We start from the raw sequence: 14,328 nt of genomic DNA on the forward strand, positions 1-14,328 counted from the left end.
GGCGGAACCGAAGTTCCGCCTTTTTATATCAGCCAGCGCTTAGAACCAGGCTTCAACCTGGAAGCCGTACGAGGTGCCGCTGGTGTTGTTGTTGTTGTAGATCGGGCCGCCGTTGTTCGACGCGTTGACCGACGCGGTGGCCGCATCGTTCCATTTGCCGTAGGTGACAAAAGCGCGCAGTTCAGGACGCGACCACAGGCCAGGACCTGCCGAAATCGCCGGAGCGATGGTCAGCTTGGTCAGGCGCTTGGCCGGGCCACCCGATTGCGTCACGCGGTCCGTGCCCAGTTCGCCAATCAGCTTGAAGTTGTTGGTGAATGCGTACACAGGACGCACGCCGACCGAAGTCCAGGTCGAGGAACCGGTGGCGTTCGACTCGTCTTTTTGCCACAGGGCGACCAGTTCCATGCCGAAGTTTTCCATCGGCTGGATGGCCATGTCATTGAACACGCGGGTACGCTTGCGGTCCGAACCGTAGCCGGTGTTGCCCGAGGCGCCGAACTGGCCGTTGCCGTCGCCGCCGATACCAGGACCGGTGCCGTACTGCACGCCGAAGGTATTGCCGCCGCCGAAGACTTTACCTTGACGGTGGAATGCCGACAGCTGCCAGCCGTTGTGTTTCGGGCCGTAGATATCGGTGTCCTTGCCTTCGGCCGTGATGATGGTCGCGGCGATGTCCAGGGTACCGTTGGTGTTGACAGGAATTTCACCGTAGATGAAGTTCTGGCGCACGGCCGAACGGGTGCCGGCGATCGCGCCGGTCACGGTGCGGGCGTTGATGTCGTTGTCCTTGAAGAAGGCGTACGAGAATTTACCCGGGCCCACTGGAATGCGGTCCAGGCCGGCGCCGGTACCGTTCATGTTGATGTACTGCAGATCCAGCATGTGGATGTCAGGACGGTAGTAGAAACGTTTGCCGACCCAGGCCGTGCCGCCGTTCAGGAAGTCAAGTCCCTGTGCTTCGACGTAGGCTTTGACGATGCCGACCTTGTTGTCGCCGAAATCGGAGTTCGGTGCGTAGGCGTTGACCCAGACGGTGGCCATGTAGGTCACGTCGCCGGATTTGGCGATGGCTTTGGTGTAGCCGAATTCGGTATAGGCGTCGCACTCATTGCCCAGACGATATTTCATGGTGTTGCCACCCAGGCCGAAGCAGCCTTGTGAGCCGCCGTCACTGGAAGTGTTGCTGCCGGCGCCAGCGCGCAGGTAGCCGTGGAAGCCTTCGGAATCGGATGGGTACATCGGGTCGGCCATGGCCGAGCCGCTGGCGATGGCCAGCAGGGCGAGGGTCAGGGCGGCCGGCAGGGATTTCATTGCAGTGCGATTCATGCTGTCTCCAAGGTCACTATGTTGAACGCGACAGGGGTGTCCCCGGTACGTTGCGCGGTCTCATGCCGCAAACAAAGTCTAGCAGCGCTTTTTTTGCGACCCTGATACAAAAGCTACAAGTGTTGATACTTTCTTTCAAAGTGTTGTTTTTTGAAAATGTCGATACTCTCGCGCATTGACAAGCTGCAAAAGAGTATTGAATTGCGGTTTCGGAGTATCAGAAAGTATCAAAGTACGGTGATACATTGTGGTCGTGGTGCCAATGCAGTCGATTTCCTGGCATGACCAACGACAAAAAACACTGGAGACAAACATGAAACGTATCGCCATTGCCGCGCTGTGCGCCGGCGCCTTCGCCATCAGCACGTCCGCCGCTGCCGCCACCGACCTCGTCATCGCTACCGTCAACAACGGTCACATGATCGAAATGCAAAAGCTCAGCAAGTTCTTCGAGCAGGCCAATCCCGATATCAAACTGAAATGGGTGACCCTGGAAGAGGGCATCCTGCGCCAGCGCATGACGACCGATATCGCCACCAAGGGCGGCCAGTTCGACGTGATGACCATCGGCCTGTATGAAACGCCGATCTGGGGCAAGAAAAACTGGCTGATCCCGATCAAGCCTGACGCCAAATACGACATCGACGACCTGCTGCCATCGATCCGCGAAGGCCTGTCCGGCGACGGCAAGCTGTACGCGTCGCCGTTCTACGGCGAAAGCTCGATGATCATGTACCGCAGCGACCTGGTGAAAAAAGCCGGCATGACGATCGAAGACCGTCCAAGCTGGAACCAGTTGCGCGACGTGGCCGCCAAGATCCACGATCCGGCCAACGGCGTGTATGGCATCTGCCTGCGCGGCAAACCGGGCTGGGGCGACAACATGGCCCTGATCACCACCATGGCCAATTCGTTCGGCGGCCAGCTGTTCGACATGAAATGGAAGCCGCAATTTACCAGCAAGCCATGGAAAGACGCGGTCACCATGTATGTCGACCTGATGAAAAAATACGGTCCGCCGGGCGCCGCCGCCAACAGCTTCAATGAAAACCTGGCGCTGTTCAACCAGGGCAAGTGCGGCATCTGGATCGACGCCACCATCGCCGCGTCGTTCATTACCGACCCGAAACAGAGCAAGGTCGCCGACAAGGTGGCGTTTGCCCAGTCGCCGGTCGGCACTACCGAACGCGGCGCCAACTGGCTGTGGATCTGGTCGCTGGCAATTCCGGCAAGCACCAAGCATGTGAATGAAGCGCAGCGCTTCATCAACTGGGCCACCTCGCCTGACTACATCAAGCTGGTCGCCAAGGAAACCAGCTGGGCCAACGTGCCGACCGGCACGCGCAAATCCACCTATGCCAATCCGGAGTTCCAGAAAGTGGCGAAATTTGCCGCCGCCGAAGGCAAGGCCCTGACCACCACCCGCAACGTGCAAAGCACCTTGCTGCCATCGCCTTACGTGGGCGTGCAATTCGCCTCGATCCCCGAATTCCAGGTGATCGGCGTGGCGGCCGGCCAGCAGATGGCTGCCGCCCTGCTGGGCAAGGTCACGGTGGACCAGGCGCTGGAACTGTCGCAGCAGACAGCCGAGCGTGAGATGCGCAAGGGCGGCTACTACAAATAAGACCGTCCTGGTCTTGTAGTTTGCTTTGTAAAACAGGCGAGGTGATAGCTCTGGCGCAAGCCGGTGCTATCACCTCCCACGCCCCAAGAGAACTCCTATGAAACGCATTATCCCCCGGACCTTGCTGACGCCGGCAGTCGTTGCCGTCTCCGTCATTTCCGTCATTCCCCTGCTGATCACGCTGTATTACGCCTTCGTGCGTTATTCCATGCTCGATCCGAGCGGCCATCCTTTCCATGGCCTGGACAATTTCCACTTCTTCTTTACCGATGCCGCCTTCCTGCCGGCATTGCAGAATACGTTTACCCTGCTGTTTTCCGTGATGCTGATCACGGTGCTGCTGGGCGCCGCGCTGGGCCTGCTGATCAATGAAGCGTTCCCGGGCCGCGCCATCGTGCGCGTGCTGCTGATTTCGCCGTTCCTGGTAATGCCGGCGGTCAATGCCCTGATGTGGAAGAACATGCTGCTCAACCCGATCTACGGCCTGTTCGCGCAGATCAGCATCTTCTTCGGCGCCGCGCCGGTCGACTGGCTGTCGGCCCATCCGCTGGTGTCGATCATCATGATGGTGTCGTGGCAATGGCTGCCGTTTGCCTGCCTGATCTTCATGACGGCGCTGCAATCGATGGACCGCGAACAGCTGGAAGCGGCGCGCATGGACGGCGCCAACTACCTGCAGCAGCTGCGCTACCTGTACATCCCGCACCTGGGACGCGCGGTGTCGGTGGTGCTGATGATCGAAATGATCTTCCTGTTGTCGGTGTTTGCCGAAATCTTTACCACGACGGGCGGCGGGCCGGGCTTCGACACGACCACCATCACCTTCATGATCTACCAGCAAGCGCTGCTGTCCTACGACATCGGAGCGGCTTCCGCCGGCGCGCTGTTCGCCGTGCTGATCGCTAACATTGCCGCCTTCTTCCTGATGCGCGTCATCGGCAAGAATCTGTCGAAATAAGGAGACCACCATGCACAATAAATTTGCTTTGTATGGCCGCACGGTGGCCGCCTGGCTGTTCGCGCTGCTGCTGTTCTTTCCCATCTTCTGGCTGGGACTGATGGCCTTCAAGACGGAAGGGCAGGCCATTTCCACGCCGCCGCTGCTGTTCTTCGGGCCCACGCTGGACAGCTTCCGCGAAGTGCTGGCGCGCGACAATTACTTTGGCTACGCCTGGAACTCGCTGTTTACCAGCGTCGTCTCGACCGCCATCGGCCTGCTGATCGCGATTCCCGCCGCCTACTCGATGGCGTTTTTCCCGACCGGCGGCACCATCGGCCTGCTGAAGTTCATGCTCAGCTCGCGCTACATGCCCGGCGTGGGCGCGCTGATGCCGATCTATATCTGCTACCAGTACTTCGGCCTGCTCGATACCCGCGTCGGTCTCACCATCATGTTCATGCTGATGAACCTGCCCATCATGATCTGGCTGCTGTACACCAGCATGAAGGAACTGCCGCGCGAAATCCTGGAAGCGTCGCGCATGGACGGCGCCACCGTCTGGGACGAGTTCCGCCATGTGGTGCTGCCGCTGTCGGTGGGCGGCATCGCCTCGACCGCGCTGGTGTGCATGGTGTGGTCGTGGAATGAATCGTTCTGGTCGCTGAACCTGGGCGCCTCGAACGCCGGCACCCTGGCCTGGCTGATCGCCTCGTACTCCAGCCCCGAAGGCCTGTTCTGGGCCAAATTGTCGGCCGCGTCCCTGATGGCGATCGCGCCCATCATGGCGCTGGGCTGGTTCTGCCAGAAGCAGTTAGTACAAGGCATGACCTTCGGCGCAGTCAAATAACTACAGAATAGAGACACATATCATGGCTTATCTTCAACTGAGCAATATCGAAAAATTCTTCGGCGAGCACCGCGCCATCAAGGGCATCGACCTGGAAATCAAGCAGGGCGAGTTCGTCGTGTTTGTCGGCCCGTCGGGCTGTGGCAAGTCGACCCTGCTGCGCCTGATCGCCGGCCTGGAACCGATCGACGGCGGCAAGCTGTCGCTCGACGGGCGCGACATCACGGGCCTGCCATCATCGAAGCGCGACCTGGCGATGGTGTTCCAGTCTTATGCGCTGTACCCGCACATGACGGTGTTCCAGAACATGTCGTTCGCGCTGAAACTGGCCGGCGTCGATCCGAAGATCATCCGCGAAAAAGTCGACAAGGCGGCCGCCATCCTCGACCTGGGGCGCTACCTGGAACGCACGCCGAAAGAGCTGTCCGGCGGCCAGCGCCAGCGCGTGGCGATCGGCCGCGCCATCGTGCGCGATCCGAAAGTGTTCCTGTTCGACGAACCGCTGTCGAACCTCGACGCGGCGCTGCGCGTGCAGACCCGCATCGAGATCGCCAAGCTGCACCGCGAACTGGGCGCCACCACCATCTATGTCACGCACGACCAGGTCGAGGCGATGACCCTGGCCGACCGCGTGGTGGTGCTGCGCGACGGCCAGATCGAACAGCATGGCTCGCCCCTGGAGCTGTACGACCGGCCGGCGAACCGCTTCGTGGCCCAGTTTATCGGCACGCCGAGCATGAACGTGGTGCCGGCCGACGCCGCGCCGCAATTGCTGGCGCAGGCGGGCAGCGCGGCCAAGGCCGACGGCTTTGTCGGCATCCGCCCCGAGCACGTGCACCTGGGCGCGGCCCAGCCGGGCAGCGTGCCCGTCACCGTCGAGCTGGTCGAGTCGCTGGGCGTGGAAACCCTGACTTATGTACGCCTGGCCAACAACGTGCAGGTGGTGTCGCGCGGCGCCGAGCGCAGCAGCCTGCATCCGGGCCAGCAGACGCAGCTGACGTTCGAACCGGGATTTGTCCATTATTTTGACCGCGACGGCAAGACCTATGCCGGCGCGAAGGGAGCTTGACCATGAATGCCATCGCATTGAAACAAGAGACGCTGGCCCAGCTGCCGGCAGACATCCAGGTGCCGGCCTACGCGCGCGGCACGCTCACCCCCAGCATCGTGCATATCGGCGTGGGCGGCTTTTACCGTGCCCACCAGGCCGTCTACCTCGATGACCTGCTGGCCCTGCCGGGCCATGAGCAGTGGGGCTATTGCGGCGTGGGCTTGCTGCCGCACGACGCCGCCATGCGCGACGCCATGCAGTCGCAGGACTGTCTGTACACGGTGGTCGAACGCAGCGCGCAGGGCGACACGGCGCGCGTGATCGGCTGCATCGGCGAGTATCTGTACGCGCCGGAAAACCCGCAGGCGGTGCTGGAAAAGCTGGCCGACCCGGCCACCCGCATCGTCTCGCTGACGATTACCGAAGGCGGCTACTACGTCAACCAGGGCACGGGCGAATTCGACGCCGGCCACCCCGATATCGTCTACGAGCTGGCCAACCCGCAAGCGCCGCGCTGCTCGTTCGGCTACCTGCTGGCCGCACTCGGCCTGCGCCGCGCGCGCGGCCTGGCGCCGTTTACCATCATGTCCTGCGATAACCTGCAAAACAATGGCGACGTCACGCGCACCATGCTGCTGGCGTTTGCGCGCCTGGTCGACGCCGGCCTGGCCAGCTGGATCGAGGCCGGCTGCGCTTTCCCGAACAGCATGGTCGACCGTATCACGCCGGCCACCACCGACGAGCACCGCGCGCTGGTGCGGGAATCGTTCGGCATTATCGACGCCTGGCCGGTGGTGTGCGAACCATTCCGCCAGTGGGTGATCGAGGACGAATTTCCGCACGGCCGTCCGACCTGGGAACTGGTCGGCGCGCAGATGACGCACGATGTGCTGCCGTATGAAAAAATGAAGCTGCGCCTGCTGAACGCCAGCCACCAGGCGCTGTGCTATATCGGCATGCTGCTCGGCTACACCTACGCGCATGAAGCGATGGCGGACGCCGGCATCCGTCAACTGGTGCGGCGCATGATGGATCGTGAAGTCACGCCGCTGCTGGAAGAAGTCGAGGGCATCGACCTGGCCAGCTACAAGGACACCCTGATCGAGCGCTTTTCGAATCCGGCCGTGCGCGACCAGCTGGCGCGCATCGGCACCGAAGGCTCGGCGCGCATCCCGAAATTCGTGCTGCCTTCCGTGCGCGAAGCGCTGGCGCAGGGCGGCGGCATCAAGCTGCTGGCGTTCACGGTGGCTTGCTGGTTCCGCTACCTGGAAGGCCATGACGACAATGGTCTCGCCATGCCGCTCAACGATCCGCATGGCGTGCGCCTGCGCGAGCTGGCCCTGCATGGCGGCGCGGACGCCACCGCGCTGCTGTCGATGCGCGAGCTGTTCGGCGACCTGTCCGACACGCCGGCGTTTACCCAGGCGGTCGGGCTGTCGCTGGCCAGCCTGTACGACCTCGGCGCGCGCCTGGCGCTCGACCAGGCCGTCGCCTGAGGCAGCCGCACGGTGCGCGCCACGCCTAAAAAGGCCGAGTATCCGCTGCCGCAGATGGAGCACGAGCAGCAGCGCGATGCCACGCCGGGCTTCGAACCCAAGGGCAGCTATGGCTTCATCCGCTACCTGGAGCACGGCTTTCCGAACTCGCTGGTGCGCTGGCATTACCACGACGAGTACGAGCTGCACCTGATCGTGGAAAGCTCGGGCAAGGTCTTCGTCGGCGATTATATCGGCCAGTTCACGCCTGGCCACCTGGTGCTGACGGGCCCGCGCGTGCCGCACAACTGGGTCTCGCTCGACACGCCGCCCGAAGGGGTGCGGCTACGCGACATGGTGATCCAGTTCGCCCATCCGCCGCTGGCCGCCATGGCGTCCGTGATGCCCGAGCTGAAGGACCTGTTTCCGCTGCTGCAGCGGGCCTTGCACGGTGTCGAGTTCTTCAATGTCAGCGAGCTGTCGCTGCGGCGTTTCCAGCGCATCCGCGACAGCAGCGGCCTGCCGCGCCTGATCGAATTCCTGACCCTGCTGGGCGAACTGGCGCAGACCAGCGACTACCAGCTGCTGTCGACCGTTCCGATGCAGTCGAGCGACGACGATGCCGCGCTGGCGCGCATCAGTTCGGCCATCAACTTCATCGTCCACAATTACAGCAGCCAGTTTTCGCTCAAGCAGCTGGCCGAACAGGTCGATATGCCGGAGCGGACCTTTTCGCGCTTCTTCCGCAGCGCCACCGGCAACAGCTTTACCGATTTCGTCAACCGCCTGCGCATCAACAAGGCCTGCCAGCTGCTGATGGAGACCGAGCATTACGTCAGCAATATCTGCTACGAGGCCGGCTTCAACAACGTGGCCAATTTCAACCGCCGCTTCCTGGAACTGAAAGGCATGACGCCGAAGGAATTCCGCCAGCAGGCACTGGGCCGCTTCGGTGAACAGGGGTAGCGACTTTGCCACCGTTTTGCGGTACATTGCATGCACTGGCAGCTGACCATAAAAAAACGAGACGAGCATGGAACAGACATGGCTGAAGGACGCGCAGCGCGAGATCGAGCGCAAGCCGCCCGAGCTGGAGCGCGAAAGCTACGACGGCATCATCAATTACCTGGAACACGGCTATCCCAGCTCGCGCGTGCGCTGGCACTGCCATGAAGAATACGAGCTGCACCTGATCGTCGCCACCAGCGGGCGCCTGTTCGTCGGCGACTATATCGGCGAATTCTCGCCCGGCCACCTGGTGCTGACGGGGCCGCGCCTGCCGCACAACTGGATATCGACCGTGGTGCCCGAAGGCGGGGTGCCGCTGCGCGACATGATCGTGCAGTTTTCGCATGCGCCGCTGGCCGGCGCCGCGCGCGTGATTCCCGAGCTGCGCGAACTGCTGCCGCTGCTGGAGCGCTCGAGCTATGGCGTGGAATTCTTCGACATGGGAAGCGAGGCCGAGCGGCACCTGGCCTGCATCCGCGCCACCCACGGCGCCGAGCGCTTCGGCCACTTCGTGCAATTGATGGTGGCGCTGGCGCGCACCGCCAATTACCGGCTGCTGTCGACCGCCTCGCTGCGTTCCTACGACGACGACGCCACCCTGGCCAAGGTCAACGCGGTGCTCAACTACATCACGGAAAACTACCGCGAGCCGATTTCGGCGGAAATGCTGGCCGAACAGGTGGGCATGTCGCTCAGTAAATTCTCGCGATTCTTCCGCAAGGCGACCGGCAACAGCTTTACCGACTTTATCAGCCGGCTGCGCATCAACAAGGCCTGCCAGCTGCTGATGGACACCGACCAATATGTCTCCAACGTCTGCTATGACGTGGGTTTCCAGAACGTGGCCAATTTCAACCGCCGCTTTTTGCAGGTCAAGGGCGTCACGCCGAAGGAGTTCCGGCGCCAGGCCGATGGCCGTTTTGGCGGTATCGGCGGGCCACCCGATCAATCTGTCGCATCGGCGCATCTCTCGTGACAATGCTGTCATACGCTTGTCATTTCGACACGGTAGGCTTCCCGGTTCTGATCCAAACCACCTTGAGGAAGCCGATGAACCATCCCCTGAACACCCTCCCGAAACTGAGCCTGCTGGCGCTTGCCGCCGGCCTGTGCCTGGCCGCCTGCGGCGGCAGCGACAGTCATGACGAAGCTGCCAAGCCGGTTGCCATGACCGGGGTGTTCCTCGACGGCGCCGTCGAGGGCCTGGAGTATGTGGCCGGCAGCGCCGCCAAGGCCAGCACCAATGCCAAGGGCGAATTCGTTTGCAATGCGGGCGACACCGTCACCTTCAGCGCCGGCGGCGTGGTGCTGGGCTCCACCCTGTGCAACCCCGTCGTCACGCCGCTGACGCTGGCCGCCAGCACCAGCGTGGCCGACGACAAGGTCGTCAACCGCCTGCTGGCGCTGCAGCTGCTGGACGACGACAGCGATCCGTCGAACGGCATCAGGATCACCAGCGAGGTCAGGAAGGCGCTGGCCGGCAAGACGCTGGACTTTGCCGCCGCCCCCGCCGCCTTCAATACGGCGCTGTCCGCGCAGCTGGCCACCCTGGGCGCCACATTCGCCGCGCGCACGGTCGACACCGAACGGCGGGCCCTGGTGCGCGAGCATTTCGAAGACACGCTGGCGTCGAAAGTGGGCACCCCCCTCAACGAAGCCTTGATGCAGACCACGCCACTGGGTGAAGTCAAGGTCACCGTCACGCGCTACCAGATCCAGGCGGCCAACAGTTTCTATGTGCCGTACGAGGGCGCCAACGCGAAAGTGAAAAGCGAGTTCCCGAACGGCTTTTTGCCATCGTACGGCTCCGGCCTGGCCTTCAAGGGCACGGCGGCCAATGGCGACCTGGAGTTCTATGGCCTGACCGACCGCGGCCCGAACGGCGACGGCCCGCTGGTGCCGGACCCGAACGTCAAGGGCGCCACCATCGGCAGCAAGATCTTCCCGTCGCCCAGCTTTGCGCCCGCGTTCGGCGTGATCACGGTGGGCAAGAACGGCGCCGTGCTGGCGTCTTCCACGCCGATCAAGGTCAGCGCCAGCATCAACACCTCGGGCCTGCCGGTGCCGGTGGGCGCGGTCGGCAATTCGGCCGAAATTCCCGTGATGGACGTGATGAAGTATGACGCCAGCGGCAAGGCCGTGTTCAATGCGGGCGGCCTCGATTCGGAAGCCATCGTGGTCGACAAGAAGCGCAACGCGCTGTGGGTCTCCGACGAATACGGTCCCTTCATCATCAAGCTCGATGCGGCCACCGGCGTGATCCAGGCCAAGTATGAACCGGGCAAGGGCCTGCCGGCATTGTTCGCAAAGCGCCGCGCCAACCGCGGCATGGAAGGCATGACCCTCGACACGTCCAACGACAAGCTGTACGCCTTTTTGCAAAGCCCGCTGACGGACGGCAGCGCCACCTATGCGGTGACTAAAAAAGCCGAACTGATCGAGCGTTATGCGCGCTTCACGCGCTGGATCGAATTCGACCCGGCGCTTGGGACCAGCGGCAGGAGTTTCGCCTATCCGCTCGACGCGGCCGACTACCAGGACGGACGCACCGGCAACGCCAAGCTGGGTGACGTGGTGGCGCTGGGCGGCGGCAAGTTCCTCGTGATCGAGCAGGGCGCCGCGCCTTCGGGCAAGGTGTTCAACAAACTGATGCTGGTCGACCTGAACGCGGCCACCGATATTTCGGCCGCCGCCTACAATGCCGCCAGCTCGGATCTGGAAAAGAGCAGCATGGCCGGTGCCGCCGTCAACGGCGCCGACTGGGCGCAGGTCAAGCCGATGAAGAAAACCCTGCTGCTGGACCTGAACGCGATCGGCTGGGCGGCGGAAAAAGCCGAAGGCCTGACCCTGGTCGACGGTTCGACCATTGCGCTGGCCAACGACAACGACTTCGGCATGAAGACCAAGGTGTTTGACGCGGCCGGCGTGGAAGTGGCGGGCGCCGATGTGACCAAATGCGTGGTGGATGCGAATGGCGTGATCGTCACCAGCACCGCAGTGGGCTGCAACGCCGCCAACACCATCCGCGTGGCGCGCGGCGAAGACCGCGAACGGCCAGCCCGGTTGTGGATCGTGAAGTTTGCCAAGGCGCTCAATACGTATTGAGCGTTGGCGGTGGTGGTGTCGGATTACGCGCTGTGCGCTCATCCGACCTACGACGTATGGTAGGTCGGATTAGGCCAAAGGCCGTAATCCGACAATCACCGCTTACTTCCTGGTATAGGTATTCAACCAGTCCAACACGGTGTGATGCCACAGCAGCGAGTTCGCCGGTTTCAGTACCCAGTGATTCTCGTCCGGGAACACCAGCAGCTTGCTTGGCACGTTCTGGCGCTGCAGCGCGGTAAAGGTGCCCAGGCCTTGCGTGGTCGGGATGCGGAAGTCCAGGTCGCCCTGGACCACCAGCATCGGCGTTTTCCAGTTCTTCACGTAGTTGACCGGGTTGAACTGCTCGTGCCTGGCCGCCGCGTCATAATAAGTGCCGCCGTTTTCCCACTCGTTGAACCACAGTTCTTCGGTCGAGTAGTACATGGCGCGGTTATCGAACACGCCGTCGTGGTTGACCAGGCATTTGAAACCGTCCGGCCAGTTGCCGGCGATCCAGTTCATCATGTAGCCGCCATACGACGCGCCCAGCGCGCAGCTGCGTTCGCGGTCCAGCCATGCGAACTTCTGCGTGGCCGCTTCCAGCCCTTTTTGCAGGTCGACCAGTGGCTTGCCGCCCCAGTCGCCGCTGATCGAGTCGGTGAACTGTTGGCCGTAGCCGGTCGAACCGTGGAAGTCGATAAAGACGGTGGCGTAGCCGGCGCCCGCATACACCTGCGGATTCCAGCGGTAGCTCCAGCTGTTGCCGAAGCTGCCTTGCGGACCGCCGTGCACGAGGAAGGCGATCGGATACTTTTCGCCGGCCTTGGCGTTCCACGGCTTCATCACGTGACCGTAGACAGTTTCGCCATTCGCGCCGGCAAACGAAAACTGCTCGTATTCGCCGAAACGCACGTCGGCCAGCGCGGCAGCATTCTGCTTCGTCAGCTGCACCATCGGTGCCGATTCGGACTTGGCGTCGAGCTTGCGCTGGTACAGCTGCGCGCCCGAGGCCAGGTTGGCCTGCGTCAGCACGATGGTATTGCCGCGCACGTCGAACTCGCCGACGGCGCCCTTGCCGGTCAGGGCCGACACCTTGCCGCTGGCGGCGTCGATATGGAACAGGCGGTGCTGGCCCACGTCATCGGCCGAGACCAGGAAGGCCTTGCCGTCCGGCGTCCAGCGGAAATCGGCGACCGAGCGGTCCCAGTCGTCGGCCACGGTGCGCTTCTTGCCGGTGGCGACATCCATCAGCACCAGGTGGAAGCGGTCCGCTTCGAAGCCGGGCTTGGTCATGGCGACATAGGCCAGCGTGCGGCCGTCCGGCGAGTACGTGGCTTTCGCGTCCCAGGCCGGATTGTCGGCAGTCAGGTTGCGCGGCGCTTCGCCGCCGATGGCGGGTATCGTGTAGACGTCGAAGTTGGTCGACCACGATTCGGTGCGGCCTGCCACGCGTACCGAGAAGGCCACCGTCTTGCCGTCCGGGCTGAAGTGGTATTCGCCGTTGTCGCCGAACGGTTTCGATGGCGCGTCGCCGTCGAGCGTGCCGCTCAGGCTGACCGGCGTGGCGCTGACCTTGCCGGTGGCGTCGATCGGCGCCGAGTACAGCGCGTTGCGGCGGCCATCGGCCCAGGTGTCCCAGTGGCGCACGAACAGCTGGTCGTAGACCAGGCCGGAGGCCTTGTTCTTTGCCTTGTCATCGAGGCGTTTTTTGGTGCAGGCGATGTCGGCGCAATCAAGATACACGCCCATGCTGAAGGCCAGGCGGTCGCCCTGCGGCGACAGGCGGTAGGTGTCGATGTCCAGCGCCAGGTCGGTGACTTTCGACGCTTCGCCGCCGTTCAGGGGCAGCTGCCATACTTGCGACGAGCCCGAGCGGCTTGAGAGGAAGTAGATGGCGTCGCCCTTGGGCGACCATTGCGGATCGCTGGCGCTGGCCTCGCCGTGCGTGAGCTGGCGCGGCGCGCTGTTCGGCGCGCGCAGGTCGATCATCCACAGCTGCGTGTTGCCGCGGTTTTTGTCGAGGTTGGTGCTGCGCACTGTGTACACCACGCGCGTGGCGTCCGGCGACAGCGCCGGGCTGCCGACACGTTCCATGGCAACCATGTCTTCGACGGTAAAACCGCGCGGCGCGGCCAGCGCCGGGATGGCGGCGGTGGTGGCCATGGCGGCACTGAATGCTCCCAAGAGCAGCAGACGTAAACTCATTCAAACTCCCGTTATGTTCAAGATCGATCTGGCCGGCTGTACCGCCGGCAGCCCGACATGATAGCAACAAAGCGGGTGTCGCTGCGGGAGTTGACCAGTGGTGGCAGAAGGCGGCATGCCAGTTGGTTGCCTGCGATTATTGCCAATCGGAACGGGGTCGCAAGGCGTAGCTGCTAGACTACGTTTCTTTTTTCATATGAGTATGCCGCCATGCGTTTGACGATTTTTGCCCTTGCCTTTGCCACTGTGTTTTCCGCCGGCGCTGTCCATGCCGCCACCACGCCGACCCAGGAGCAGATCCAGGTCGCCGTCGATGCGGGCGTGGCGAAAACCCAGTCCAGCATGCCGATCGCCGTCAAGGTCACCAGCCTGTCGGGCTGCCTGCCGTCGCCGGAAGTGAAAGAGGAAACCGTCTGCCTGGTCGGCATGAGCGCGGGCATGCGCGATGGTTTCATGGTGCTGCCGCTGCGCCAGGAGGGCGGCAACTGGGTTGGCGTCGAACGCAAGAACGCGCAGTTCCCCGGACCGGCGCCGGCCGAGGCCATGGCGCTGATACGCGCCTGGGCCAAGGAGGAAATGGCCAGGGATCCGGAGGCGGCCAAGGACAAGCAGATGCAGGAAGCGGCCACCACCATGCAGGTCAAATCGCTGGCCCATTGCGAAGTCAAGCGCAAGACGGGCTACCCAGGGCGATTGCATGAAGCATCAGTGCTTGGTGTGGCCGTAGGTCGAAAATATTGCTTGTAAACGCATTGAGAAAGG

11 protein-coding genes are annotated in these 14,328 nt (G+C 62.8%); 9 read left to right on the forward strand and 2 right to left on the reverse strand.

Going from position 1 to position 14,328, the window contains the following annotated elements; translation table 11 throughout:
• Positions 1-39: 39 nt before the first annotated feature.
• Complete coding sequence (locus ACP7B7_RS20535) at positions 40-1,329, reverse strand: maltoporin (RefSeq protein ID WP_426077895.1); 1,290 nt, start codon at positions 1,327-1,329, stop codon at positions 40-42.
• 313 nt (positions 1,330-1,642) lie between these two features.
• Here ACP7B7_RS20535 and ACP7B7_RS20540 point away from each other — a divergent pair, with 313 nt between their 5' ends.
• The 8 genes from ACP7B7_RS20540 to ACP7B7_RS20575 all read left to right on the forward strand — a co-directional run bounded on the left by ACP7B7_RS20540 (position 1,643) and on the right by ACP7B7_RS20575 (position 11,379).
• The gene (locus ACP7B7_RS20540; protein WP_426077896.1) at positions 1,643-2,953 is read left to right on the forward strand and encodes an ABC transporter substrate-binding protein; all 1,311 of its coding nucleotides are present in this window, start codon (positions 1,643-1,645) and stop codon (positions 2,951-2,953) included.
• Positions 2,954-3,050: 97 nt separating this feature from the next.
• Entirely contained in the window at positions 3,051-3,911 is an 861-nt protein-coding gene (locus tag ACP7B7_RS20545; RefSeq protein WP_308922172.1) for a carbohydrate ABC transporter permease, read from the forward strand.
• A gap of 10 nt (positions 3,912-3,921) precedes the next feature.
• Positions 3,922-4,740, forward strand: coding sequence for a carbohydrate ABC transporter permease (locus ACP7B7_RS20550; protein WP_308922171.1), 819 nt, complete (start codon positions 3,922-3,924; stop codon positions 4,738-4,740).
• A gap of 22 nt (positions 4,741-4,762) precedes the next feature.
• A complete protein-coding gene (locus ACP7B7_RS20555; RefSeq protein ID WP_308922170.1) occupies positions 4,763-5,809 on the forward strand; it encodes an ABC transporter ATP-binding protein in 1,047 nt (348 codons plus the stop codon).
• 2 nt (positions 5,810-5,811) lie between these two features.
• Complete coding sequence (locus ACP7B7_RS20560) at positions 5,812-7,287, forward strand: mannitol dehydrogenase family protein (RefSeq protein ID WP_426077897.1); 1,476 nt, start codon at positions 5,812-5,814, stop codon at positions 7,285-7,287.
• A 54-nt stretch (positions 7,288-7,341) separates the two neighbouring features.
• The gene (locus tag ACP7B7_RS20565; RefSeq protein WP_426077906.1) at positions 7,342-8,232 is read left to right on the forward strand and encodes a helix-turn-helix domain-containing protein; all 891 of its coding nucleotides are present in this window, start codon (positions 7,342-7,344) and stop codon (positions 8,230-8,232) included.
• Between the two features lie 67 nt (positions 8,233-8,299).
• Positions 8,300-9,250 (forward strand): helix-turn-helix domain-containing protein, encoded by a 951-nt coding sequence (locus tag ACP7B7_RS20570; RefSeq protein ID WP_426077898.1) that lies wholly within the window; start codon positions 8,300-8,302, stop codon positions 9,248-9,250.
• 74 nt (positions 9,251-9,324) lie between these two features.
• A complete protein-coding gene (locus tag ACP7B7_RS20575; RefSeq protein WP_426077899.1) occupies positions 9,325-11,379 on the forward strand; it encodes an esterase-like activity of phytase family protein in 2,055 nt (684 codons plus the stop codon).
• A gap of 102 nt (positions 11,380-11,481) precedes the next feature.
• On the opposite strand, the gene ACP7B7_RS20580 is transcribed toward ACP7B7_RS20575, so the two are convergent.
• The gene (locus ACP7B7_RS20580) at positions 11,482-13,566 is read right to left on the reverse strand and encodes a prolyl oligopeptidase family serine peptidase (protein ID WP_426077900.1); all 2,085 of its coding nucleotides are present in this window, start codon (positions 13,564-13,566) and stop codon (positions 11,482-11,484) included.
• A 210-nt stretch (positions 13,567-13,776) separates the two neighbouring features.
• Here ACP7B7_RS20580 and ACP7B7_RS20585 point away from each other — a divergent pair, with 210 nt between their 5' ends.
• A complete protein-coding gene (locus tag ACP7B7_RS20585) occupies positions 13,777-14,313 on the forward strand; it encodes a hypothetical protein (protein ID WP_426077901.1) in 537 nt (178 codons plus the stop codon).
• Positions 14,314-14,328: the final 15 nt, after the last annotated feature.

This window comes from Janthinobacterium sp. PSPC3-1, from assembly GCF_049896105.1.
Classification (GTDB): Bacteria; Pseudomonadota; Gammaproteobacteria; order Burkholderiales; family Burkholderiaceae_D; genus Janthinobacterium.